This window comes from Desulfarculus baarsii DSM 2075 (assembly GCF_000143965.1).
In the GTDB taxonomy this organism is placed as follows: domain Bacteria; phylum Desulfobacterota; class Desulfarculia; order Desulfarculales; family Desulfarculaceae; genus Desulfarculus; species Desulfarculus baarsii.
Map to the genome: position 1 here is coordinate 3,340,149 of NC_014365.1, position 24,054 is coordinate 3,364,202.

18 protein-coding genes are annotated in these 24,054 nt (G+C 68.5%); 2 read left to right on the forward strand and 16 right to left on the reverse strand.

Annotated elements, in window-relative coordinates; all coding sequences use genetic code 11:
- Window positions 1–14: 14 nt before the first annotated feature.
- On the reverse strand, window positions 15–2,399 hold the full coding sequence (locus tag DEBA_RS15105; protein WP_013259814.1) for a DNA internalization-related competence protein ComEC/Rec2: 2,385 nt from the start codon (window positions 2,397–2,399) through the stop codon (window positions 15–17).
- 397 nt (window positions 2,400–2,796) lie between these two features.
- Between DEBA_RS15105 and DEBA_RS17425 the strand changes: the two genes are divergently transcribed.
- The gene (locus DEBA_RS17425) at window positions 2,797–3,669 is read left to right on the forward strand and encodes an ATP-grasp domain-containing protein (RefSeq protein ID WP_013259815.1); all 873 of its coding nucleotides are present in this window, start codon (window positions 2,797–2,799) and stop codon (window positions 3,667–3,669) included.
- Here DEBA_RS17425 and DEBA_RS15115 read toward each other — a convergent pair.
- A complete protein-coding gene (locus tag DEBA_RS15115) occupies window positions 3,666–4,439 on the reverse strand; it encodes an enoyl-CoA hydratase/isomerase family protein (protein WP_013259816.1) in 774 nt (257 codons plus the stop codon). The two genes, DEBA_RS17425 and DEBA_RS15115, sit on opposite strands and share 4 nt — an antisense overlap.
- A 154-nt stretch (window positions 4,440–4,593) precedes the next feature.
- Here DEBA_RS15115 and DEBA_RS15120 point away from each other — a divergent pair, with 154 nt between their 5' ends.
- Window positions 4,594–5,370 carry a hypothetical protein gene (locus tag DEBA_RS15120; RefSeq protein ID WP_148227889.1) on the forward strand — a complete coding sequence of 259 codons (777 nt, stop codon included), beginning with the start codon at window positions 4,594–4,596 and terminating at the stop codon, window positions 5,368–5,370.
- 100 nt (window positions 5,371–5,470) lie between these two features.
- Here DEBA_RS15120 and DEBA_RS15125 read toward each other — a convergent pair whose 3' ends face one another.
- From DEBA_RS15125 to DEBA_RS15190, 14 genes are all read right to left on the reverse strand, one after another.
- Window positions 5,471–6,094, reverse strand: a complete 624-nt coding sequence (locus DEBA_RS15125) for a DUF3786 domain-containing protein (protein ID WP_013259818.1) — start codon at window positions 6,092–6,094, stop codon at window positions 5,471–5,473.
- Window positions 6,095–6,188: 94 nt separating this feature from the next.
- Complete coding sequence (locus tag DEBA_RS18615; RefSeq protein ID WP_013259819.1) at window positions 6,189–6,854, reverse strand: response regulator transcription factor; 666 nt, start codon at window positions 6,852–6,854, stop codon at window positions 6,189–6,191.
- 76 nt (window positions 6,855–6,930) lie between these two features.
- Window positions 6,931–7,653, reverse strand: a complete 723-nt coding sequence (locus DEBA_RS15135) for a hypothetical protein (protein ID WP_013259820.1) — start codon at window positions 7,651–7,653, stop codon at window positions 6,931–6,933.
- Window positions 7,654–7,655: 2 nt separating this feature from the next.
- Window positions 7,656–11,084, reverse strand: coding sequence for a hypothetical protein (locus tag DEBA_RS15140; RefSeq protein WP_013259821.1), 3,429 nt, complete (start codon window positions 11,082–11,084; stop codon window positions 7,656–7,658).
- Between the two features lie 47 nt (window positions 11,085–11,131).
- Window positions 11,132–12,673: an FtsZ/tubulin family protein gene (locus DEBA_RS15145; RefSeq protein WP_013259822.1), complete on the reverse strand. Its 1,542-nt coding sequence runs from the start codon at window positions 12,671–12,673 to the stop codon at window positions 11,132–11,134.
- A 15-nt stretch (window positions 12,674–12,688) separates the two neighbouring features.
- A complete protein-coding gene (locus tag DEBA_RS15150) occupies window positions 12,689–13,204 on the reverse strand; it encodes a hypothetical protein (RefSeq protein WP_013259823.1) in 516 nt (171 codons plus the stop codon).
- 15 nt (window positions 13,205–13,219) lie between these two features.
- Complete coding sequence (locus DEBA_RS15155) at window positions 13,220–14,830, reverse strand: hypothetical protein (protein WP_013259824.1); 1,611 nt, start codon at window positions 14,828–14,830, stop codon at window positions 13,220–13,222.
- A 294-nt stretch (window positions 14,831–15,124) separates the two neighbouring features.
- Entirely contained in the window at window positions 15,125–17,089 is a 1,965-nt protein-coding gene (locus DEBA_RS15160; RefSeq protein WP_013259825.1) for a methyl-accepting chemotaxis protein, read from the reverse strand.
- 162 nt (window positions 17,090–17,251) lie between these two features.
- Complete coding sequence (locus DEBA_RS15165) at window positions 17,252–18,295, reverse strand: radical SAM protein (RefSeq protein WP_013259826.1); 1,044 nt, start codon at window positions 18,293–18,295, stop codon at window positions 17,252–17,254.
- Window positions 18,280–19,209, reverse strand: coding sequence for a radical SAM protein (locus DEBA_RS17435; RefSeq protein ID WP_013259827.1), 930 nt, complete (start codon window positions 19,207–19,209; stop codon window positions 18,280–18,282). The genes DEBA_RS15165 and DEBA_RS17435 overlap by 16 nt, the downstream gene beginning before the upstream one ends.
- Entirely contained in the window at window positions 19,206–20,279 is a 1,074-nt protein-coding gene (locus tag DEBA_RS15175) for an FAD-dependent oxidoreductase (RefSeq protein ID WP_013259828.1), read from the reverse strand. Before DEBA_RS15175 ends, DEBA_RS17435 begins: the two co-directional genes overlap by 4 nt.
- A 5-nt stretch (window positions 20,280–20,284) precedes the next feature.
- Entirely contained in the window at window positions 20,285–21,844 is a 1,560-nt protein-coding gene (locus DEBA_RS15180; protein ID WP_013259829.1) for a lipoyl protein ligase domain-containing protein, read from the reverse strand.
- Window positions 21,841–22,275, reverse strand: coding sequence for a glycine cleavage system protein H (locus DEBA_RS15185; RefSeq protein ID WP_013259830.1), 435 nt, complete (start codon window positions 22,273–22,275; stop codon window positions 21,841–21,843). The genes DEBA_RS15180 and DEBA_RS15185 overlap by 4 nt, the downstream gene beginning before the upstream one ends.
- Window positions 22,272–23,735: a pyridoxal phosphate-dependent decarboxylase family protein gene (locus DEBA_RS15190; protein ID WP_013259831.1), complete on the reverse strand. Its 1,464-nt coding sequence runs from the start codon at window positions 23,733–23,735 to the stop codon at window positions 22,272–22,274. The genes DEBA_RS15185 and DEBA_RS15190 overlap by 4 nt, the downstream gene beginning before the upstream one ends.
- Window positions 23,736–24,054 lie beyond the last annotated feature (319 nt).

A 24,054-nucleotide genomic window follows, 5' to 3' on the forward strand; every position in this document is an offset into this window, starting at 1 on the left:
GGGCAAAGTTGAATCTAGCCGCCGCAGGCGCGCGGCTGTTGCAAAAACGTCGAGACTTCCAACCGTTGGCCGTCGGTGACTATTTTAATGCAGCCGTGGTGCTTGGTAGAGAGCAGCCGCGCGCCCACGGCCCGGCTATTGTCCAGGGCCTGGGGCCTGGGCATGCCGAAGTTGTTGGGGCAGCCGCAGGAAAAGACGATCAGCTCCGGCCTCAGGGCCCTCAGCAGGGCTTGGCCGCACGAGCCCTTGCCGCCGTGATGGGGCGCAACCAGGGCGTGCCGCCCGCCCGTGGGCAGGCGCGGGGCCACCAGGGCCTCGACCTTGGGCCCGGCGTCGCCGGGCAGCCAGACAAAATAGCGCCCCAGGCCCAGGCCCAGCCACAGCGAGCGATCGTTTTCCGACCAACCGTCCATGGGTTGCCCGGCCGGCGGCCACATCAGCCGCGTCCGGGCCCCGCCGATCTGCCCTCGCCGGGGGATCGTCGCCGGCGTGAGGATGGCCAGGCCTTGGGCCTCGGCCGCCGCCAGCAACCGGCCCGACCAGCCGCGGCCGGACATATGGCCATTATGCCACAACTGGCGCGGGCCAAAATGTTGGGCGATGAAGGCCAGGCCGCCCACGTGGTCGGGGTGATCGTGGGAACAGGCCAGCACGTCCACCCGGTCCAGGCCCTGGGACCACAAAAACGGCGCGATCACCCGCCGGCCAAAGTCAAAGTCGCTACCCGGCCAGCCGCCGCCGTCAACCACCAGCACCCGGCCCAGGGGCGTGCGGATCACGGCGCTGGAGCCCTGGCCCACGTCCAGAATCCACACCGTCAGCTTGCCGTCGGGCGCTGGCGGCCAGGCCTGGAGCGCGCCCACGATCAGCACGGCCACGCTCAGCGCCCCGCCGAGCCACAAGCGCCCGCGTCCGCGCAGGGCGATCATCGCCAGCGCCGCGCCATGGAGCAAAACCAGAACCTCGACCGAGGGCCCGGCCGTGAACCAGGCCGCCCAAGGCATGGCGGCCCAGGCCAGGGCGATATCGCAAGCCCAGTCTGCGGGCAACAGGGCCAAACGCCACAGCCAGAGCCCGGCCGCCGGCCACAACAGCCCCAAGCCCGCCCCGGCCAGGGCCAGCGGCAGGGCCAGCATGGCCACCAGCGGGATCAACAGGGCGTTGGCCGGCAGGTACAAAAGCGGCGCGACGTGAAAGTGCCTCAGGCCAAGCGGCATGACCGCCAGCCCGACCACCGCGCTCAGGCACAGCCAGCCGGCCAACCCGCCCAGGGCCCAGCCCATGCGGCCGGACCGGCGGCCCAAGGCCCGCGCCCAGCGGGCCAGCGGCGCGGCGGCCAGCAAAATTGCCCCCACCGCCAAAAAAGATAGCTGGAACGACAGATCCAGCGGCGCTTCGGGCCAAAGCCCCACGATGATCAGCGCGGCCAGGGCCAGGCCGCCCAAGGGGTCGTAGCGCCGGTCGAAAAGCTGGGCCCCGGTCAGGCAGGCGATCATGATCAGCGCGCGGAGCGTGGGCGCCTCTCCGCCGGCCAGCGCGCCGTAAGCCGCCGCCGGCAAAAGCGCCAGCAGCGCCGCCAGCTTGGGCGTGGCCCAGCGCAGGGCCAGCGCCGGCCAGGCCGCCAGCGCCAGGCGCAGAGCCAAAAAGCACACACCCCAGACCAGGCCCACGTGCAGCCCGCTGATGGCCAGCAGATGCGCCGCGCCCAGATCGCCAAAGGCGTCGCGCAGCTTGGCGCTCATCTCGCCGCGCTGGCCCAGGATCAGCGCCCGCAAAAGCGCCCGGCCCGGCCCCGGCGGCAGTTCGCCCAGCATGTCGGCGATATGCTGGCGCGCCCGGGCCAGGGCCAGGGCCAGCGCGTCCAGATCGGCCGGGCCCAGCAGGCGCAAGGCCCCGCGCTTGCCCACGTAGCTGGAGGCGGCCAAGCCCTCGCGCCGGGCGTATGCCTCGTAGTCGAAACCACCGGGGTTGGCCATGGCCACGATGGGCCGCAAGCGCCCGGTGAAAACGAAGCGCGCGCCGGCCGGCGGCGGCGTCAACCCCGGCGCGAAGGAAAGCCGCAGGCCGCCACTGGCCGGCCGGCCGTCGAGCCGCAGGGCCTGGGCGCGCATGGCGAACCCCCGGCCCTCGGCGTCGGGCTCGGCCGGGGCCTCGGCCTGGACGACCAGCTCGTGGCGGGCGTTGTCGGCCAGGGCGGCGATGTGTCCCTCTGGCGGCGGCGCGGCCAGATGCAGGGCCAAGTAGCCGCAGCCCCAGCAAAAAGCGATCAGCGCCGCCAAAAGCGCCGGCAACGGCCGACCCCAGCTCAGCAGCCCCAGGCCAACGGCCAGGCCCAGCGCCGTCAAGCCCAGAAACGGCCAGGCCACCGGTTGCCAGGCCGCCGCGACCAGCGCGCCCAAAATCAGCGCCGCCGCCGGCCAGACCAGCGGATGGCCCGGCCCGACGTCATCTCCTCGATGCGACGAAAATGCCTGCTTGATCCAAGCCCTTGCCAATGCTCGCCCTTGCCTGGCCGTGGCCGCCGGTTATACTCTCTGAGGCTGCTGCACGGTGAATCATAACAAATGTTGTAAAAAACAGATGGTAACCTGTGAAACATGAATTTCACCGTGCGGCGGCCGAAGCGCGCCATGGACGGCGCGCCAAATCGCGAGCCTGATTAGGCAAGCGATTTGCGAGGCTTGGCAAAACCGCGCTTTTGCCAAGCCGATGCTGCACGGGGCAGGACGCCCCCGTGCGGCGCGCTCTCTCTGGACCATGCGCGAACTGCTTTGTTTTGAACCACGGAGAACGCGATTGCAAGGGCCTATCGTCAGCTTTCATCCGATGATCGACGCCGACCGGCACATCTTGTTGGTCTCGCGGCGGGCGCTGGACCGGGCCGACCGCCTGGCCGTGGCCGGCGCGGCGGCGGTGATCCTGCCCCAAACGCCTCGGCCCGACGTGTACGAACTCGTCGCCGGCCTGGGCAAACCCCACTTTCCCCGGGCCGGCGTGGCCTTGTCGTTGGACGGCAAGGTGGGCAACCTGCGCCTGCTGACGGCCCTTGGCCTGCCCCACCCGGCCAGCGTGGCCTTTGCCGAGGTGGCCGCGGCCGTGGCCGCCTGGCGCGCCGGCCGGCCCGACGTGTTGGCCCTGGGCCGGCCAGTGGTGGTCAAAGGCGCTGGCGGCGGCATGGGGCAAAATGTTTTTTTAGTCAACGATCCCGATGAATTGTCCGCCCTGACCCCGCAAGTGCAAACCCATTCCCTGCACGGGCCCCGTGGCCTGGTGCTCCAGCGGTTCATCGATGGCGGCGGGGCCGATCTGCGGGTGGTGCTCTTGGGCCTGCGCCACGAGGCCTATTGGCGCGTGGCGCCAAGCGGCCAATGGCGCTCCAACCTCAGCCAGGGCGGTCAGACCCTGCGCGACAGGCGGTCGGCCGACATGGCCCAAGGCGTGGCCCTGGCCCGGCGCCTGCAACGGGCCGCCGGCCTGGACATGGCCGGCGTGGACGTGCTGATCCCGCCGGGCGGCCAGCCGCTGTTGCTGGAGATCAATTTCTATTTTGGTCGCGGCGGCCTGGGCGGCACGGCGAGCTTTCTGGAGCTGTACCTGGCCGCCGTGGGTCGCTGGCTGGCCGCGTTGGGCCTGGACCCCGGCCGGGCGCGCCTCTGCGCCGACGACTAGCGGGTGTCCACGGCCTGGCCCTCGTAACGGATGGTGCCAAAGCACATGGCCTGGTTGCGGTCTTCCATGATCAAGGCCTGCTCCAGGCCGCCGCAGTCCAGGTTGACGTTGATGGCCTCCTTGGTCAGGCGCAGGCCCAGGGGGTTTTTACGACACATTTTCCGAGCCAGCTCCATGGCCGTGGGCAGCAGTTGGTCGGCCTCGACCACCCGGCTGACCAGTCCCAGACCCTCGGCCACGGCCGCGCCCAGAAAATCGCCGGTGAGCAAAAACTCGTAGGCCCGGCCGGCCCCGATCAGCCGGGGCAAGAAATAGCTGGCGGCCATGTCCGAGCCGCCAAAGCCCACGTTGATGTAGGAGGCGGCGAAACGGGCGTCGGGGGCGATGACCCGCAGGTCGCTGGCCATGGCGATGCTGAAGCCCGCGCCCACCGCCGCGCCGAAAACACAGCAGACAATCGGTTGGGGCGCTTGGCGCATGGCCAGCCAGACGCGGGCCAGCTTGGCCTGGAAACGATAAAATCGGGCCATGTCGAATTCGGCGGCCTTGGGCAGAAAGCTCTTGAGGTCCAGACCGGCGCAAAAGCCTTTTTCGCCGGCGGCGGTGATGACGATCACCCGGGGCTCGGCCTCCCAGCGCCGCCGCGACCAAAAGTCGAACAGCTCCTCGATCATCTGGTCATTGATGGCGTTTAGCACCTTGGGCCGATTGAGCGTGAGCACGCCGATATCGTCGGCGACCTCGTACAAGAGCGTTTCGTAGCGTTCCATGGCCTCCTCCGGCGGATGTTTGCCAGGCAGCATAACATGCCCCGCGCCGTGATTGCATCATGGCCGTGTCGTGGCGACAAAATGATCAAACCCGGCCGGCTGGACGGAAAAGGGCCGTTCTGCTAGCCTTGGGCCCATGGAGAACGGCCTCACATTGTGCGCCCCCGGCCTGGGCCTGGGTTGCTTTGCCTGCTGCCCGCCCATCCGGCCGCCGGGCTACGATCACGCCCGCTACGAAAGCTCGTTGCGCCGCTTGTTTGTCGAAAACACGGCCCAGGCCCGCGCCGGCGCGCCGGCCAGGCCCATGCTGGGTTTTTGGTGCCACGGTTTGGGTTTTCTGGATGGCGGCGGCCAGCGGGTGGGCTGTCTGTGGCATCCGGCCCGGAACAACGGCCGCGACCTGCGCGGCCCCACGGGCTATCAGGAAAAATGCGCCCGCGAAAGCTGCCTCCAGGCCCGGGCCTTTGCCGAGCTGACCCCGGCCACGGCGGCCGCGCTGATCGGCTTGTGCCAGGGGATGGGCAGCTTCGCCTTTTCCAGCCCGACCCAAAACCTCTTGCTGCGCCTGCTGGCCTTTGGCCCGGAGGTGGCCACGGCCACGGCGGCGCTAACGCCAGCGGCCCTGGCCGACCTGGCCGCCCTGCCCTGGCTGGACGCCCTCGCTCCCACCGACGGCTGGCTGTTGGCCCGGCTGATCGAGGCGCGGGGCCCGGCCGCGCTGACCGCGCCTGAAGCCGTCGCCCGGTTGTCCGATCTGGCCCGACGCCTGGCCCAGGCCCTGGGCCCCCGGCCGCCGCTGGCCGAGGGCCAGCCCCTGCGCCAACAGGCCGACCGCTGGCAGGCGCGCTTCTGGACGGCGCTCTCGGGCCGCGCCCGCGCCCGGCCCGACCAATTGGCGCGTTGGCGGGCGGCCCTGGCGGCCCTGCTCTGAACGCGCGCCGCCAACAAGAAGCCACCGGCGGGCTTCATGCCCACCGGCGGCGAAAGGTCGCCCCCAACCCTGCGAAGTCTGGCGGCTTCAGCCGCTGGTTTTATCTTTGTTTTTTGCCCTGCTCGCGCAGCCAGGCGGCCAGGACCATGCCACAGATGGCGATGCACTCCACGTCCAGGTAGCTGGTGGCGTCCTGGGCGAAAAGCACGCTGCAATGGGCCGGAAAGCCATCCTCGGCCCCGTTGAAAAGCATGAGCATGGGCATCTTGGGCAAGGCGTGAAACTGCCGCGCCACGTCGTAGCCCAGTCCCAGGCCCGGGTCCACGCCGCCAAAGGCCGCGGCGGCGGCGGCCAGGCCGGCCGCGTCGTCGGCAAAGGCGTTGGCGATGATCTTGTGCACGGTGTCGTCAAAGCCGGGCACGAAGGGCGCGGCGTCGGGAAAGCCCTTGTAGGGCGTCCATTGAATCTCGCCCCGCTGGCTCTCGCCGCCGATGATGGCGTATTTACACAAGATCACGCTGACCGAGTGGATCGGCCGCCGGCCTTCAGGGTCGCGCACGCCCTTGCCGCTTAGCCGATGGGGCTGGCCGAAAAAGGCCAGTTCCAGCTCGTCGCCGACCATGCGGCCACCCAAGCGCCCGGCCAGGGCCGGCAGATCCAGCGCGCCGACCTGGCGTAGATAGTCGTCGTAAATTTCCTGAAATACCGCGGATTGTTCAGCCACGCAGCCCTCCGCCGCCGATCGTCGTCTTCACATTCTGGCGTATGGCCATTGCAGCAGATGAGGACGGCTTTTTCATCGCCCAAATGGGTGATTTTCAGTGGAGCCCCATGCGCGCGGCCGTGACGGCGGCCATGGCCCGGTCGTTGACGCCGAGTTTGTTGAAAATGTTGCCCACGTGGGTCTTGACCGTGTGCGGGCTGATGCACAGGGCCCTGGCGATTTCGTTGTTGGTCATGCCCGAGGCCACCAGGCGCAGCACCTCCATCTCGCGGCCCGACAAGCCGCTCTCCTCGGCCTCGGCCGGCGGGGCGGCCAAGGCCGGGCGGCCGCGCAGGCTGCGCTCCAGGCCCTCGACATAGCGCTCCAGGCGGCGGCGACTGACCCGATCATCGGTCACGTCAAAACCGATCTTGAGCACGTACTCCACCCGGCCGGCCTCGTCGAAGATGGGATAGGCGTAGACCGCATTGCAGCGCCGGCCACCGTGGGCCATCGACCATTTGTCGCTCACGTTGCGGCGGCCCTGTTCAAAAACCACCCGCAAGGGGCAGTCCGGGCAGGGCTCGGCGCGCTCCTGGAAGGCGTGGTGACACAACTTGCCCTCGGGCCGGCCGTTTCGGCGCACCCAGTCAGAATCGTCGGCGATGTTGGTCCAAACCACGCGGTGTCGGCGGTCGATGACGCTCATGGGGTCGTGGATGCTTTGCAGGATATCCGGCAGAAACCGGCTGACCAGGGCTTGGGCGACGAGGGCTTGCATGGCGTGCTCCCGATTTGCGGCAGAGGCTTATACGATAACCCAAAAATCGCTCCACGCCAAATGCCTTTGTCCGCCCTCACGGCCGATCTTGCGCCAAGGGCAACGCCAGCAGCCCTTGTTCGACCACCAGCTTGCCCCGCAGGCGCGCGGCCCGCAGCACGCGGAACCGCGGGCCGTTGGCGCGCTCGAAAATGCCCTGCAACCATGCGTCGCCGCCCCAACCACCGTCGGCCAGCAGCAGCGACTGGCTGGCGTAGGCGTCGAACGACGGCACCAGAAACTCCTCGCCGGCCCACCGCAGGGCGTAATAATGCACCTCCTGCCCGGGGCCGGGCCGGCTCCACTCCGGGGCGACATCGGGGTTGACGCGACGGGCGTCATAATTGCGCAGCCGATAGTCGGCCAGCGCGAATCGATCGGCCAGATCCTCGGCCTGGGGATAGCCCGGTTTTTCCAACGACGCGTTATAGGCGCTCAACAGTTCGTCAACCACGTCGTCGTGGCCTTCCGGCGACGGCGCGCCCACGGCGGACGCTTCGCCTCTCTGGCGCTCGACGGCCGCGCCGCTCGCTTTTTCCAGGGCTTGAACGCGTTGGTCGGTTTGCGCCATCCAACCGCCCAGCGCGCAAGCTTGGCTTTCGGCCAGGTCCAGGCGTTCGGCCAGCGCGGCGCAGGGCGACTCGGCCGACGGCGCGGCGGCCTTGGCCGCCCGGCGCAGGGCCAGCACCGCCAGGATCAGGGCCGCCGCCCCCAACGCGGCCCCCGCCGCGGCCATGACGAGGATCAACGTTTGCGACATGGCTACACCGCGCCGTTGGATTTCATCCAGATGTCGATATAAGTCCTCAGCGTGGTGATGAAGGGCGCGCTGACGTGGATGACCCGCCCCGCGCCGCTGGTCGTGGGCATGGCGCTGTCGATCAATTGATTCTTCTCGGCGTTGTATTGCTCGCGCACCGACTCCACCAGCTTGAGCCGCACCTTCTCGTCCCAAGGCGCCGGGATGGCGAAAACCTGGCTGAACAGGCGCAGGAACGCCGCGAACTGGGTCAGCTCCAGCGCATCCAGCCCGGCCACGACGTCGGATGTTTTCAGCTCCTCGTAATGGCTGATGCGCCGACCGCCCACGTCGATGTCCTCGCCGCTGATCACCGCCGTGGAGAATTCGCCCATGTGCAGCGGCAGGTCGTCCGAGCTCAGCAAGGCCCCGTAGGCCACCTCCTGCTTGGGGTCTTGGCTGAACACGAACTCCAACGCGCCGCCGCCCAGCGAATATTTCTCGTAGATGGCCTTGAGCCCGTCCAGGAACTCCTTGTCGGACTCGATCACCGACTTGAACAGCTTGCTGCCCCGGCCGCCCAGGCAGAACTTCATGGGCGTCTGGTCGTCGACCAACGGGGCGTCCAGCCGGAAATGCTGGGTGACCATGCCCATGTAGGCGCAGAGGCCGGCCAGGGCGACCTTGGCCACCAGCACCAGACCCGCGAAGGGCGGAGACGAACGATACATGGCCATGTTGGCGTCGAGCATCTGGCCAAAATCAGGGCTGTTGACCACCATCTCGATGGCGTAGGTCAGGTGCGCCTTGTTCTCCTTGTTTGCGCCCAGCTCGGTCAGGGCCGCGTCCAGCGACGACTTGTTGGGGCCCTTGCCGGCCATGTGGGCCAGCAGGTCGCGGCGGTGGTTTAGGTAGCCGATGAGCAGGTCGCGGCCGCCGAACTTCAGCGATGACTGCCAGATGAGCTGGTTGTCGCGCCACAGGCAGATATCGCTGGTGACGCCACCCATGTCCACGGTGATGGCCGAACCGGCGAAAGAGGTTTTCATCTTGTGGCGGAAATAGCCGGCCGCGGCCAGGCTCTCGGTGACGAAGGCGCTGCGGGCCTTGGCCTCGCCGACGTTGTCTTCGCCCAACAGCGCGGCCACGGCCTTGCAGAAGCAACCCTCCAGATCGATCATGTGCCGGCCCATGGACAGCGGGTAGGAAAAGACCCAATTCACGCGGCGCGGGTCGGCCCCCTTTTGCACCACATCCACCAGCGATTGCAGGGCCAACTGCCCCACATAAACAATCAGCCGGCGGATGTCGTCGACCTCGGCCCGCCACTTCAGGTCGAAGTTGATGCGCCGCCGGCCCTTCTCCTGGTCTTCCAGATAGCCTTTGAGCGCCCGCCGGATATCCAACTGGTAGTAGATGCGGCCGTCGATCAGCGGCCCGTCGTAGCCGTTGGCCAGGTCGTGAAAGTCTTCCAGGCAGCTCAGCACCGGCAGGGCGGTCTGTTCCGGCGGCAGGAAGCGCAGGGACAGTTCGTCACGCCAGGTGTCGCGCTCGCGGCCCAGGGGGATGAGGATCTGGGGCGAGAACACCATCGGTTCGGGGTCGTTGCGGCCGCGGCGGCAGTACGCCGAGGTGTTGGTGGAGCCCAGGTCGATGGCGATGCGCCAATCCTCGTCACTGGAGTGGGCCGCCTCCATGGCCGGCAGCAGGATCACGCCGGCCAAGCGCGTCTCGGTGGTCTTTATTTCGGTCGGCTCCTCGCTACGGCAGATGATGGCGCTGGGCTGGTGGTCCATGCGCATCACGCCCGAGAGCAGGCCGGTGACGGTGGACTTTTCGCGGACAACATTGACGGCCAGCCCCGCGTCAAAGGCGAACTTGTCGTTTTGCACCACGTCCAGCAGATCGTTGTCGCCGCTGCGCAGGTTTTTTTCGGCAAAGCAGGTCGAGAACGGCAGGTCGACCAGGGGGCTGATCTTGGTGTTGCCGCTGTAGGGAAAAAAGTATTGGCCAAAGCCGGGATGGGTGAACCTGGGGTAGACGCCCAACATGGGCGGCGCGCCAACCTTGACGCTTTCGCGGGGGTAGCGCTTCTTGATGATGGCCTGGCGTTTTTCGCCGGCGCGGCTGGAGATCAGCTCCAGACGCAGGCTGACCGTGATGGCCTCGCCGTAGTCCTCCATGGCCAGGGCGACCTTGATCTGATCGGGGGTCATGAAATAGAGCATCTTGGGCTTGAGCGGCAGGATGTAGCCCTCCATGCCCTGGGGGTGCGCGTCGATGGAGGCGTTGTCGAGCTTGTGCAGCCTGTCGGTGAAGATGTCGTCGACGCCGAGCATGATGGTGTTGGCGGCGCGCATCTCGGCGCGGAGCTTGTCTTTTTGCGCCTGGTTCAGGCTGTCGTAGTGGCTGTAGGACACCCTCCGCCAGATGGTGACGTCGGTCTCGGGCAGGCCCCATTGTTTGGGCAGGTCGTCGATGCGCACCACGACCTGGCGCCGGTCGGCCACCGCGCCGCTCAGGGTCCAGTATTGCTCGGGCAGGGCCACGTCGGAAACCATGCCTCCATTGTCCAGGCAGGAGGGCAGCCTGTTGAGCAAGGCGTAGATGGAAAAATCAGGCGTCTCGATGGCCGAAGATTCACCGAGGGCCATCTTGGTCATTTCGCGCGGGCCGATGGCCGTCCGCAGGGCGTCCAGATATTCTTGCAGCTGTTTGTTGAGGTGGCCGTGCAGGTCGTGGTTGAGGCCGTCGGGTATGTTGTTGATGCTTTCTTGGATATGATCCACGTAGTGGTGAATGGCCGAATAATCGTCCAGGGTCAAGTGCTTGCAGAGGATGGGATCGGTGAAGCGGCCGTCGACGATCCAGGGCAGGCCGCCGACGTTGAGCCTCAGCTTGCCCCGGGCCGGGCAGACCAGGGTCGTGGGCGAAAGCAGGTCCACCACCGCGCGGTCGACGTAGAGCAAGGCCAGTTGGTCCCAGGCCTGGTCCTGACGGTCGCGCAGCAGGCATTCGGCCGGGCGCATGCCGTGAAGCACCTCGGCCAGGTTGACCTTGTTCGTGGCCGACGCCGCGTCGCCGTGAAAGGGCCGGGCGGCCAGGGTGCTGACACGCAGCACCTTGGAATACACCGGCAGGTCGCGCAGGCTGGTCAGGGCCAGCAGAGCCAGCATGCCGCGCCAAGCGGCCACGAAGCGCTCGTGGAGCACGTGGTTGCCATCGCCAAAGGCCGTCTTGAACAGCTCGACTTGGGCCCAGACGTCGGGGATGGAAAAAATGCGGGCCACGTTCTGGTCGATGTTGGTGACGTCCAGGGCCTCGGCCAGGGTGTGCAGAAACATGGAACTTTCGCCGGTCATGCGCTCCCACTCGCCCACCGCTCCCAGGGGCAGGATGATCTTGCTGGCGGGGGGCAGCACAAGCCGCGGCTCGAGATTGTTGTCGCTCATGGTTTTCTCCCGTCAAGGCGTGACGCCTGGCGTTTTCCGGTTTGACCTCAACTGATTTGGCAGGCCTCGTGCAGCGCGCCGACGAAGCGCCCCAAACCGTTGGCGCGGGCCGGCGGCTGGCCCTGGTTGACCCGCCAGAACACCCCGGCCAAGTCGGAAGCCGGCGCGTCGTGGACCAGGTTGGCGAAGGACTTGCGGTCGAACTGTTCGGCCGGCCGCAGGGGCGGTTGGCCGCGGGTGACCTTGGCCGGCTTTTCGGCGAAGGCCATGGCCTCCACCAATGCGGTGCGGTTGTCCTCGCCCAGGGGCAGGTGGCACAGGGCGGCCAGCCAGCCCAGGACGTCGCGGCAATAGCCGTGCAGGTTGCGCAACGTCTCCGCGTTGGCGTCCACGGACAGGTCCACGCGCGCCTCGTCGATGAGCTTTTGCCGCCACGGCTGGCCCCGATAGGCCTCGTGCTCCTTGCGGCCCATGTAGGGCCCGTAGGCGTTGAGGAAGGCGAAGGCGAAACGGCACAGCGAGCCAAGGCCGTGCTTGAGGCCGATCTCCCGGTCGCCGTGGTCGACGCTCATCCCCGGCAGGGCGTTCCACGAAAGGGTCTCCTTGACCCCGGGGCAACTGGTGTAGAAATAGCCGCTTTCGTCCTTGGTGAAAAAACGCGCCGCGCTCAGGGCGGCGTAGAGTTCGGGCAAGAGCGAGGGATTCTCCTGGCCACGGTTGCCGATCTGCTCGTAGTCCAGTGGGATCAGCGGGTTCCAGCCCACGAAATAGAGGCTCTCGAACAGGCGTTTCTGGGCGAAGGACTCGTCCCGGAACAAATGATGATAGTACTTCAGCGCGCCCTGGGTCTGGCCGAGGAAGTCCGAGGAATTCATGAACGCGCCGTCGCCCTGCACCTGGGGAAAGCTGAAGTAAGGCAGCATCATGCAGCCGCCCACCTTGAAGCTGTCGCCGTTGTCCATGTTTTTGACCCGCTCCCACAGCTTGCGGGCCAGGATGGGCATGCCCGAGGCCCCCGTGCCGCCAAAGATCGAGGCCACCAAAAAAATGCGCACCTTCAAGCCCGAGCGCACCAGGTTGAGGCTGCCCAGCAGGTCGTTCCAAAAGGCCGCGCCGCTGAGGCTTTTGGATTGCAGGGCCGTGGCCCCCAGGTAGGGTCGGCCGCGAAAGCCCACGTCGAGCTTGGTCTGGCGGTCCTGTCCATCAAAAAAGGTGTGAAAGAGGTTTTTCAGGTCGGGGACCATCAGTGCTTCACTGAACAGCTCCGAAAGATTGGGCACGCCGGGCGCGGGGGCCCACACGGCGGTGGAGGCCCCCTGCGCGCCGTCGGTCTCGGTGGGGAAGTCGACCTTGGAGCGCAAAAACGGGCTCTGGCCCAGGTCGTTGTCGCCGCTGCGCAGGCTGGTGTGCAGGCCGCCATAGTTCCTGAGCAGGTTTTTGGTCCGCGTCACGTTGCCGTTGGACTCGTCCTGGTCGACCATGCCGATCCACACGTCGTGGCCGATCAGGCCGGCTGCGGCCAGATGGACGAATGACTCCAGGCACTTGGCCCCAGTGCCGCCCATGCCTATCAGATAGCATTTTGTCATTGCCGCCTCACTGCATCAATGAGCGCCGCGCTTGGCAACAGCCGCGCGGAAGATTGTCGGAGAGCCCAGGTACACGGCCAGCGCCGCCAGGAGCACGAAAAACACAAAGCCAAACGCGGCGACATAGGCCACGGCCAGCCGATCAAAAATATGGGATAACCCGACCAGGGCGCCCGCCAGGCCGGCCTGGCAGAAGGCCAGGACGATCATGAACCAGCGGGTGCGCTTGGCCTCGCGCAGCCACTCGGCCGGGTCGGCCGGGCGCGAACGATAGAGCACCACCGCCCAGGCGACCAAAAGCACCAAAGTCGCGCCACCCACAATCATCACGCCGTCGCCGAGGCCCCTGATCATCGTCTGGGCCAGGCCATACTCGTCGATCAACGGGTAGAGCTTGTTGCGCAGCAAATTGACCAACCAGCGCCCGGTGATCAGCGGGATGAGGAAATACCACGCGGCCAGGCCGGCCAGCTCCACCGCGACCAGGCAGATCAGCTTGCGCAAGTAATCTTTGAGATAGGCGTTTTTCATCGACGGACTCCACTCCTATTCCATCACGCGAAAGCACATGTCCAGTTGCGCCAGCGGCTTTTGCCGGGCCAGGCGCTGGCAGCTCCGTTGCAGGTGGCCGCAGAACTGCCGCAGGTCGGGCGTGCCCAGGAACTCCATCTCCTCGGGCCGGCGCTCGCCCCGCCGCTCGGCGAAATCCCATTGGGCGATCCAGCCGTCGTCGGGCCAACTCAGGGCGATGGCCCACACCTTGGTCGACAGCAGATAGGTGAGCGAAACATCGGGGTAGTAGGCCCCGCTGCCCGTGGGCCGGCCCAGCGCCAGGCGCGCGACGCCGGCGGACGCGTCGTCTTGCCGCCCGGCCAGCGGCTTGGCCTCGGCGGACGCCTTGTCTTGCCGCCAGGCCAGCGGCGCGACCTCGGCGGGCGTCACGCGCCAGCGATCGGCGCACCGCCCGGCCGTCTGCCAGCCTTGGTAGGCCCAGCATTTCTGCGAGAAGTCCAGCTCGGCGGCCTTGGGGCCACGGGGGTGATCGTCGTCGCCGGCGGGCAGGATCAACCTCAACGGCGATTCGGGCCGCACCCGCCACTCCTGGTGCTTGGGCCACAGGCCTTCGTCGAGCAGCAGGCCGTCGTCGGGTTCGAAATCTAAGCTGGGCCGCAAAGCGCCTTGGGCGTAGAGTTCGGCCATGGTCCAGGGGCCGGCCGCGCCGGGGACGCCGAAGACGATGACGCGATAGTGGCTGTCTTCGTCCTTGGGCTTGGCGGGGCGGCCAGGCCCCGGCGGCGGCGCGGGCGTCGGGCAGAGCGGCGGGAGGGCCTGCCGGGACAGACCGGCCAGGCATTCGCGCTCGATAGCCTCCAGGAACGCCTTGACATGCCTGGGGCGGCCGATGGCCAGCACGTAGAACGGCAGCTTGCCCGCTGGATGGGCGTAGGTGAATCTGTCCAGGCCGGGCAGATCGTAGATGGCGCCGGCAAAGCGGCTGGGCACGGCCACCAGCCCCACGGCCTTGCCGCCCTCCAGGGCCCGGTCCAGGGCGGCCTTGCTCAGGTCCATCATTCCCTTGGCCGAGTGGCCGTGGCAAAAAAACAGGTCGCTGAAGATGATGGAGAGGGTGTCGTCCCCTTCTTTGGCCGCTTGTTCCAGGGCCAGCTCCAGGCGGCTTTCGTCGTGGAACTTGTCCGCTGGCGCGCCATTGGCGGATATGTAGGCCACGTCGTAGGGCTCGCCGGCCATGCCCGCTATCTCCATGACCTTGGCGTAGCCCCGCCGCCGTCGCTGGTCGTCGTCCTGGCCCTGGCCCTGGCCAAAGGGCTCGATGCCCCTGCCAAAGCGGTGCAGCAGCTTGACCGCGCCCTGGGCCGCGTACTCCGCGCCCACGTAGCGCGCCACCAGCGGATAATTGTGGCCTGGCTCGGCCTTGTTGCGGTCCTTGGGCAAAAAGCCGCGCATGCTGGTCGAGACGTCGTAATAGACCTTGATCCACTTCAGGGCCCCGGGCTGGGGCGTGGCCTTTTTTGGCCCGGCGGCCAGGGCGGCGGCCAGGGCGGCGGGCAGGCACTCGGCGGGCTCGGGCGCGCAGGCGGCGGCCGATAGCGTCAGCGCCAGCAAGACAAGCCACGCGGCCAATGATCGATGCGGCATTGCTCCTCCCGCGACGCGGCGATTGCCTTTACACGGCCGGCGCGGAGGCGTCTTCCCCCAACCCCGCGCGCCGGCATGCCCCCAAAAAAACAAAAACGCCCAAAGCCGGACGCGGTTAAGCGTCGACTTGGGCGTACGTGACCCATGGTCGTGAAGGCGGCGCTATCCAGCGCCGGCGCGGGCGGTCGTGGCTCGCGCTAGAGGGGAAAGTAGCGCCGCACGCCGGGCTTTGTCAAGCGAACTTTGGCCGGCCGCGAAAAATATTCACAGCCGTGAGCAAAACGACGGCGACGTCTAATCGACCTTGAACTGCGCCATCTGCTGACGCAACTCCTCGGCGGCGGCGGCCTGGTTTTCGCTGGCGGCGGCCGCCTCCTCGACCAGGGCCGCGTTCTGCTGGACGGCCTGGTCCATGATCGTCACGGCCTTGTTGACCTCGTCGATGCCCTGAGCCTGCTCCTGGCTGGCGGCCGAGATCTCGCCGATGGTGTTGGCCACCCGCTCGACGTTTTCGATGATCTCACCCAGGATCTTGCCGCTATCGGCGACAAGTTCGTTGCCGTGGCGCACCTTGCCCACGCTGTCGGAGATCAGCGTCTGAATCTCCTTGGCCGCCGCCGCCGAGCGCCCGGCCAGGTTGCGCACCTCGCCGGCCACCACGGCGAAGCCGCGGCCGGCCTCGCCGGCCCGGGCCGCCTCCACGGCGGCGTTCAAGGCCAGCAGGTTGGTCTGGAAGGCGATATCGTTGACGACGTTGATGATGTCGGCGATCTTGCGGCTGCTCTGGCTGACGTCGGCCATGGCCTCGACGGTGCGCTCCAGCACGCGGCCGCCCTCCTGGGCCATCTGGGCGGTGGTGGCGGCCAGCTTGGCCGCGGCGGCCGAGTTGCCGGCGTTTTGCTTGACCGAGCTGGTCATCTCTTCCAACGACGAGGCGGTCTCCTCGATGCCCGCCGCCTGCTGTTGGGTGCGTTCGCTGAGATCCTGGTTGCCCTGGCTGATCTGGTTGGCCGCCGAGGCCACGGTGTGGGTGGCCTGGATCACCTGGCGCACGGTGTCGGCCAGGCGGTCGCTCATGGTCTGCAACGAGCGCAGCATCAAGCCCAATTCGTCGCCGCGCTCGGTTTCGGCCTGGCTCAGGCGCAGGGTGAAATCACCGGCGGCCGCCCGGTTGATCGCCGCCAGGGCCGCGCCCAGGGGCGTGGTGATGGCCCGGGTCAGCAGCACGGCCAGGCCGCAGCCCAGCAGCAGGGCGGCCACGGCGATGATCAGCACCGTCAGCCGGGTGGTCATGGCCTGGTCGAGCATGGCCTCGTCGGAGAGGATGTGGACCTTGGCCTCGGCCCTGATGTCGTTGAGCAAGGCTTGCACCTTGGTCAGGTTGGGCTGGGTCTGCCGGGCGTAGATGGCCAGGGCCTCGTTGGCCGCGTTTTGCAGCGATTGCTCGGCCTCGATGGCCTGATCCAAAAAGCGCCGCACCTCGACCAGGGCCGGCAGGGTCTGGCTTTGATAGACCCGCGAGGCCTGGTCCATCAGCCCGCGGCGCGTCAGATCCTGGATCTGGGCGGCCGAGGCGTGCAGGCGTTGGTGCGGGTCGGCCACGGCGGCCATGGCCTGGTCAAACTCCGGGAAGCGCTGGCGCATCGCCTGCACCTCGGTCGAGCGCAAAAACTGGCCCAGCGCGCATTTTTGCGGGTCCAACTCCACGCCCAGCGCGAAGCCGGGGCCGCCGCCCTGGCCAGCCGCGCCCAGGCACAGGGCGTTGAGCTTGCGGCAGACGGTGTTGGCCCACTCCAGATGCCGCACGAGGATGCCCGAAAGCCGGGCCAACAGACCGGGGTGGGGTTGGCGGAAGACTTCCTTGACGCGCGCCGCCGACTGATGCAACAGCGCGTGGGGCTCCTCGATGGCCGCCAGCAACGGGGCCAGGCTGGGCACCAGGCGCTCGGCCTTTTGCCGGCCATCGCCATAGTACCACTGGCCAAAGGCGCATTTTTTGGGGTCGAGCTGCACGGTCAACTCGCCGACCTCGGGGTCGCTCAAAAACGAGCCGACCTTGGCGGCCCAATCCAGATGGTCTATCTCCTTCTGGGCCAGGCTGCCGTCGAGTTGGTTGCCGGCGATGACCTCGCGGGCGTTGTCGACGATGCCGTTGATGCCGGCCGCGGCCAGCAGGCTGGCCGCGGCCAACAGCAACAGCACCAGGCCGAATCCACCGCCGATCTTGGCCCCGACTTTCATATTTTTAAGGCTGATCATGGTATCCGCTCCGGGCAGGCGACGCCCATATGACGTTGGAGCGCGCCATCCAGGCGGCGCGACAGACAAAAACAAGTCTCGTTTTCCGATTGTGCCAAAGCGCCGAGGCCTTGGCAACAGCTTAGGCCACAAGCACACTATGTTTTATGGGCCGGACGCGCTTCAGGCGTAGTCGACCAGTTGGGCCCGGCAGAGGGCCAGATCGTCCGGCGTGGGCGCGAAGGGAAAGTTGCGCAGGGGCTGGCTGGGCCGTTCGTTGGCGAAAGGCCGGTTGCAGGCCACGGCCACGCTCTGGCCGGGGCAGCCCGAGGTCATGAAGCACTGACCGCCCTCCAGGGCCGCCTCGATGACCGCCGCGCCCACGCCAAAGCCCACGATGCGCCCCTGATCGTCGTAGGCGAAATCTGCCTCCACGGCCAGATCGCCGTCGATGAGCCAGCGGGCCAGTTGCGCGCGGCGATAGCCGCCCAGCGGCGGCTGGGGCCGGTCTTGCAGCAACGAGCCGGCTTCCGGAAAAAAGCTGAACAAATGCGTCGCGCCGCCCATGTCCCGCGCCCGTTGCATGGCCCGGGCCAGGTCGCGCTCGCTCTCGCCCAGGCCGTGGATCAGGTGCACGCCGGCCAGGCCCGGCCCGAACACGGCCAAGGCCCAGGCGTAGGCGTCCCAATAAAGCTCCCAGCGATGGGGCCCGGCCACGCCTGGGCCGCGCAGGCGGCTGAAAAGCTCCGGCGTGGCGCAGTCGATGGCCACCCCGACGCGCTCGGCCCCGGCCCGACGCAGGCGCGTCAAGCCGTCGTGGCCCAGCACGGTGGGCGCGACCAGCACCGAAATCGGCGGCGCGACCTCGGCGCGCAACCGCTCGACCAGGGCCACGGCTTCGTCCAGGGCTTGGGGGTGGGTGATCATCGACAAACACACCCGCTGGACCACGCCACGGCCTTGCACGGCCCGCAGGCGCGCGATGATCTCGTCGGCGGCGCGGCGCGGCCAGTCCACGCGGATAAAGCTGTCCCGCCGGGCCAAGCGCTGGCGGCCCAGGCCGCAAAAGGCGCAGTTGGCCCGACAACCGCCGGGCAGTTCCTGCAACAGATTCACGCAGTGCAGCCTGGCCCCCCGCGCGAAAAACCCCCGCGCCAGGCCAAGCTCCATGGCCGCGGCCAGGCTCAGGCGCAGGGTGGGGTTGACGCGGCTCAGGTCGCTGGCCATGGTCGTTCTCCGGGCGCGCCGACGCAGAGGCTGGGCGAGGCGGCGCAGCAGATGTCGCGCCAGACCGGTCGGCGGCCCAGCTCCAGGGCCAGGCGGGCCGTGGCCAACGAGGGCGCGGCGATGTTGTCGACCCCGGCCAGGATGGCCAGGCGTTCCAGTTCGGCGGCGTGGGGCCCCCTGGGCCGGCCACAGCCCAGGTTGATCACAAGCTCCGGGGCCAAGCCACGGGCCAGGCCGATCAGCCGGGCCACCGCCGCTGGCGGCGGTGGGCTGACCCCGGCCATGGGCGTGCCGGCCAGCGGCCGCAGGGCCAACAGCACCAAAACCCGCGCCCCGCTGGCCACGGCCATGGCCACGGCCCGCTCCTCGCCGGCCAGGCGGCCGTGATCCAGGCCGACCACCACGTGGGGGGCCAGGTTCAATCCGGCCCCGGCCAGGGCCTGGAGGCTTTGCTCCACGCGGTCCACGCCCGACAAGCCATAGATCCGCCGGGCCACGGCGTCGTCGCCGATGAGGTCGATCATGGCCAGATCGACGCCGGAGGCGGCCAGCAGCCGGGCCTGGCCCTCGTCGGCAAAGCCGGCGTGCACGGCCAGGTAGAGCCCGGTCTCGTCCTTGATCCGCGCCAGCGCCCCGGCAAAGCGCTCCCAGGGCAGGCGGCCGTTTTGGTCGCAGCCGCCGCTGATCAACAGGCCCGGCGCGCCGGCGGCCTTGGCGGCCTTGGCCTGGTCCACCAGGGCCCGTGGGTCGTTTGCCGCGGTCATGCCCGCCAACATGCGGCCCTGGCAGTGGGGGCACATCAGCCGGCAGGCCCCGCCGCCCAGGCTGAGCGCCGGAAAGCGCCCCCGCCGGCCGTCGTAGACGATCATCCCCGGCACGAACAGGCCCAGTTCCGCGCCCGCCGCCTGGCTCATCGCCCGGCCTCGGCCGGCCACAGCGGCCAATAGCGCCGCGCGGCCGCCGGCCAGTCGGCCCGCCACAGCGCCCAGGCCCCTTGGCGGGCGGCCAGGCCCCGGCCCAGATATTGACCAAAGCGCGCCGTCAGTTCGGCCTGATAGGCCGGCCCGGCCCCGGCCACGCCCCTGGCCAGATCGGCCGCCGCCGCCCCGGCCAACAGGCCAGAATCCACTGCCTGGGGCAGGCCCGCGCCCGTGCAGGGGTGACCCAGGCCGGCCGCGTCGCCGCAGAGCAAAAGCGGCGTCTGGCCCGGCCCCCGGACAAAGGCCGCGCGGGGTCCGTCGTGGCCCAGCCAGCCGCCGCCCCGCCGGACGACCCCGGGCCCGATCAGCCCCTGGGCCAACAAAGACTCGCGCCAGGCGGCCAGCAAGGCCGGCAAGCGCCGCCGGCCCAGCGTCACGCCACCCAGGCCGATGTTGACCGTGGCCCCCTTGGGAAAGCTCCAACCATAGCCGAAAAGCTCGGGCCAAAACTCCACCGCCGGCCGGCAGGGCCTCGGCCCGGCCTCCACTTCCAGGTTGATGGCCGGCGCGCCGGCCTGGCGGCCCAGGCCCAAGGCCCTGGCCAGCGGCGACAAGGCCCCGTCGGCCACGATCACCGCCCCGGCCCGCACGGCAAAGCGCCCCGCCGGGCCCGCGACCAACAACCGGCCGTCCTCGTCCAGGCCCAGGGCCCTGGCCCGGCAAGTCAACGAGCCGCCCCACCACAGGGCCTCCTCGGCCAACGCCTTTTGCCACGTGGGCCGGTCCACGACCACCCCGGCCACCCGCGCCACGGCGCGCGTCTGGCCGGCCCGGCATTCCAGCTCGCCAACGCGGGCGCGCGGCGCCTCGGCCGGAACCTGGCCCTGGCCCAAAACCAGGCCCGGCAGCCACTCGGCGCAGTGGTTGGGCCAGCCCACCTGGGCCTTGGCCTCGATGATCAACGTCCAGGCCCCGGCCCTGGCCGCCGCCTGGGCCGCCAGCAGCCCGGCCGGCCCGGCCCCGACAATGGCCACGTCCACGGCGATTTTTTGCGGCCGGCGCAAGGGCCCTAGCCTCGCCCGGCCAAAAAGCGCGCCACCCGCGTCAGCAGGTCGATCTCCAGGCGGCTTTGGCTCTCGAAACGGCCGGCGTAGGCCGCCTCGTGCTTGCCCAGGTCATAGCAGGTCAGCGAATCCAGCCCCACGATGAAGCCTTGGGGCCCGGCGGCGGCCATCTCGTCTTGGTGCTTGGCCAAAAAGGCCTGGCAGCAACTGCCCAGGTAGGTCTGACCCGGCTGGGCGGCCAGGGCGCCGAGTTCTTCCATCAGGTGCTCGAAGCTGGTGATGCTCACCGGCCGCATGCCCAGTTCATCGGCCAGGTCGTAGAGCGGGCCGATCGCGCACAGGCCACATTGCGCGCAGCCGTCCTCGTGGCGCTGGGGGCAGGACAAGTCCTTGGCGCAATAAGGCAAAAGCAGCGTGCGCGGCCGGTTGAAGCCCGCCAGGCCCAGCTCGGCGGCGATGGGATAAATATCGTTTAGCTCCTCGGCGGCGAAGCCCGGCCAGGGGGCCGCGCCCTTTGCGGCGGCCTGGCCAACGGCCGCGACGAGTTGGGTCTTTTCCACGCCGATCAGCTCGACGCCATCGCCGGCCAACAGCGGCGTCAAGATCGCCCGCAACCGGTCGGGGTCCAGTTCGGCCCCGCGCAACGCGCCCTCCAGGTCCATGATCAGGCGCTGGGGCCGGCAAAAAAAATCGCCGGTGAGCAGGGCCTGCTTGATCCGCCGCCGGCCGGGCTCGGGCAAAAGGACCACGTTCAGCCGGCCCGACTGGGCCCGCAGCACTTGATCGGCCTGGCCCAGCCCGCCGCGCCGCCAGATCCATTGGTCCGACTGATAGTGCGCCAGCTCGTCGGCCAGGCGCGCCCGTTCGCGCTCGCTGAGCGCGGCCGGGGACAGGCTAAGCCCCAGGCCCTCGGCAAAGGCCGTGGCGATGGCCTCTTTCAGGCGGTCCATCCCTGGCGGGCCGCCCAGTTCGTCGGCCAAAAAGGTCAGGCGTTGCAAGAGGCTCTGCATCTCGCGGCGCTTTAGCTTTTCCACCGGCACGCGTAGCGCCCGCAGCATCTGCTCCATGCAGTTTTCCACCAGCACCGTGCCCTGGAACATCCAGCCCTGGCCGAAAAAGGCCATGCCCGTGCCCGAGACCTTGCGGCCGTTGATTTCTATATCGTTGCGCGGCCGAAAGGCGGCCGGCGCGCCCAGGCTGGTGATGGCTCTGGCGGCCAGGTCGGCCAGGCGGGCGGTGATCTGGGCGAAATCGCGGCCCAGGCCGGGGGCGCTGTTGGGCCAGAACAACTCGAAGCCCAGCATCGACGGCGTGAACAAGATCGCCCCGCCGCCGGTGACGCGGCGGTTGATGGCGATGCCCTGCTGGCGGCAATAATCCAGGCGCAGCTCGGCGGCCGGGTCTTGGTTGTGGCCGACCAGGGCCGCCGGCGGGTCGAAGCGCAAAAAACGCAGCGTCGGCGGCGAGAGCCCGGCCTCGACTTCTTCTAGAATGATCGTGTCCAGGGCCATGTTGGCCGCGCCGCTTTGCAGGCCGGTGTCCAAAAGGCGAGCGTGGATGGTCATGCCGGAAACGCCGGGCAATCGTCCAGCCGGGCCAGCTCGGCGCTGATGAAATCGCGCAAGGCCGGCCCGCGCAGCAGGCCGGGCAGTTCGGCCTCCAGGGCGCTGGGCGCGATGCGGCAGAGCCATTGGCCGTAGGGGTCGGCGTTGATCGGCCGGGGATCGTCCGCCAGGGCCTGGTTGACCTGGCGCACCACGCCCGAGATGGGCGCGACAATGCGGCCGACCCACTTGCCGCTCTCCACCGAGCCCAGGGTCTGGCCTTGCGCCACGCTCAGGCCCGGCCGGGGCAGATCGACAAAGGCGATCTCGCCGGCCTGGTCGGCGGTGTAGGCGTCCAGGCCCGTGGCCGCCAGCTCGCCCTCCAGGCGCAGCCACTGGTGGTTGCGGTCGTAATGCAGCTCATCGGGAAAGTCGTATCCGTTTATGTTCACGACGGCGCTCCGGGGCTTTGCGGGGGTTGGACAAACAGCTCGTTGAAATATTCGCGCAATAGAACCTCGCGCAGGGCTGGCGTCATGACGTTTAACAGGCCATTGACCCCGGCCATGCGCCGGGGCAGGCCCGCGCCGCCCAGGCCGGCGGCCGAGAGCATGGCCGCGACGTCTTGCGGCCTCAGGCTGGCGGCGTCCAGACCGGCCAGACCCCGGGCCAGGGCGGGCCAGTCGGGCGGGCCCTTTTCGGCGGCCAGGCGGGCGCAGTCGGCCAGATCGGCCAGCAGCTCATCGACCCGGGCCAGGCTGGCGGCGCTGACGCTCAGGTGGATGTTCTCGGGCGAGGACGCGAAGCGAAACTGCGGTTGCAGGCTCCAGCCGCGCGTCTTCATCTCGTCGATGATCTCGAAGACGTCGATCCGCGGGGCGGCGATGGCCACCAGGCACAGCTCGGGCCGGCCCAGGATCTCCAGGCCGTCGATGGCCCGCGCGCCCTCGATGATCCGCCGCGTGGCGCGCAGGGTCTGATCGGCCAGGGCCAGATAGCCGTCGTCGCCGATGTGGTTGAGCACGGCCCAGGCCGCGGCCATGGGCCCGCCGGACTTGCTGGACTGCACGGCGTTGTTGACCACGGCGTAGCCCGGCCACTGGGCGCAGGCGAAGATCTGATGCCGGCGCAGGTCTTTGTTTTTGTAGCAGATTATCGATGCGCCCTTGGGGCAGTAGGCGTATTTGTGCCAATCCATCGAGATCGACGACACCCCGGGCACGGAAAAGTCAAAGGGCGTGGCCTCCTGGCCCAGCCGGCGGAAATAAGGCAATAAAAACCCGCCGATGCAGCCGTCCACGTGCAGCCATAGGTCGCGCTCCAGGGCCAATTGGCCCAGCTCCGGGATGGGGTCGCAGACGCCGTGGGCGTAGCTGACCGCCGAGCCGACAAGCATGATCGTCGCCGGCGTGATCGCCCGGGCCATGGCCGCCACGTCGGCCTTGAAGCTTAGCTCGTCCACCGGCACGCTCACCACCCGCAGGCCCAGGTAGTGCGCGGCCTTGAAAAAAGCGGCGTGAGCCGTGGCGGGCAAGACCATCTCGGGCCGGCCCAGGGCGGGGTTGCGGGCCATGGCCCGATCGCGGGCGGCCTTGACGGCCAAGATGATGCTCTCGGTGCCGCCGCTGGTGAAGTTGCCCACCACCCGCTCGTCGCCGCCCAGATGGGCCGCAGCCATGGCCGCCAGGTCGGTCTCCAGGCGCAGCAGGCTGGGAAAGGCCGTGGGATCAAGGCCGTTTGGCGTCAGGTACATGGCGTGGGCCCGCCGAGCCAGTTCGTCCAGATCGGGCCGGCCGGCGTCGTAGACATAGGCCCACAACGCGCCGCCCTTGACCGCCAGATCGTCTTGGCCCATGGCCGCCAGGTCGGCCAGCACCGTTTCCATGGCTCGCCCGTGGGGCGGTATCTTCATTGGCGCGCCTCCGCGCTGGGGGGTCGAACCGTTGGCGGCCACCGGCCTCGGTCCGGGCCGCCGCTTGAGCCTAGGCTACACGCCGTCCGGGCGTCCGGCAAGGGCGTTTTGATATCATGCCGAATACACGCGCATATTCAGATGGTTGACCGGTCAGTCATCGACATGATACATTACCCTTCGCCCACGGTCAAGGGCGGTGAATAGCGACGGTTGTTGATTGGCCGGCCGGTTTCGGCGTGATAAGATACGGCGCAACCAACATTGTCATTACAGCCAAGAGGAGCGATCATGGAGCAGCGGCGGCTGATCGGCAAGG

What these genes read in the sequence shown, in the direction of transcription:
- DEBA_RS15155 (WP_013259824.1), bottom strand. Translation starts at nt 14,830, where the DNA reads ATGCCGCATCGATCATTGGCCGCGTGGCTTGTCTTGCTGGCGCTGACG.
- DEBA_RS15115 (WP_013259816.1), bottom strand. Translation starts at nt 4,439, where the DNA reads ATGGAACGCTACGAAACGCTCTTGTACGAGGTCGCCGACGATATCGGC.
- DEBA_RS15140 (WP_013259821.1), bottom strand. Translation starts at nt 11,084, where the DNA reads ATGAGCGACAACAATCTCGAGCCGCGGCTTGTGCTGCCCCCCGCCAGC.
- DEBA_RS15190 (WP_013259831.1), bottom strand. Translation starts at nt 23,735, where the DNA reads ATGAAGATACCGCCCCACGGGCGAGCCATGGAAACGGTGCTGGCCGAC.
- DEBA_RS18615 (WP_013259819.1), bottom strand. Translation starts at nt 6,854, where the DNA reads ATGCAAGCCCTCGTCGCCCAAGCCCTGGTCAGCCGGTTTCTGCCGGAT.
- DEBA_RS15135 (WP_013259820.1), bottom strand. Translation starts at nt 7,653, where the DNA reads ATGTCGCAAACGTTGATCCTCGTCATGGCCGCGGCGGGGGCCGCGTTG.
- DEBA_RS15180 (WP_013259829.1), bottom strand. Translation starts at nt 21,844, where the DNA reads ATGACCATCCACGCTCGCCTTTTGGACACCGGCCTGCAAAGCGGCGCG.
- DEBA_RS15145 (WP_013259822.1), bottom strand. Translation starts at nt 12,673, where the DNA reads ATGACAAAATGCTATCTGATAGGCATGGGCGGCACTGGGGCCAAGTGC.
- DEBA_RS17435 (WP_013259827.1), bottom strand. Translation starts at nt 19,209, where the DNA reads ATGAGCCAGGCGGCGGGCGCGGAACTGGGCCTGTTCGTGCCGGGGATG.
- DEBA_RS15165 (WP_013259826.1), bottom strand. Translation starts at nt 18,295, where the DNA reads ATGGCCAGCGACCTGAGCCGCGTCAACCCCACCCTGCGCCTGAGCCTG.
- DEBA_RS15150 (WP_013259823.1), bottom strand. Translation starts at nt 13,204, where the DNA reads ATGAAAAACGCCTATCTCAAAGATTACTTGCGCAAGCTGATCTGCCTG.
- DEBA_RS15160 (WP_013259825.1), bottom strand. Translation starts at nt 17,089, where the DNA reads ATGATCAGCCTTAAAAATATGAAAGTCGGGGCCAAGATCGGCGGTGGA.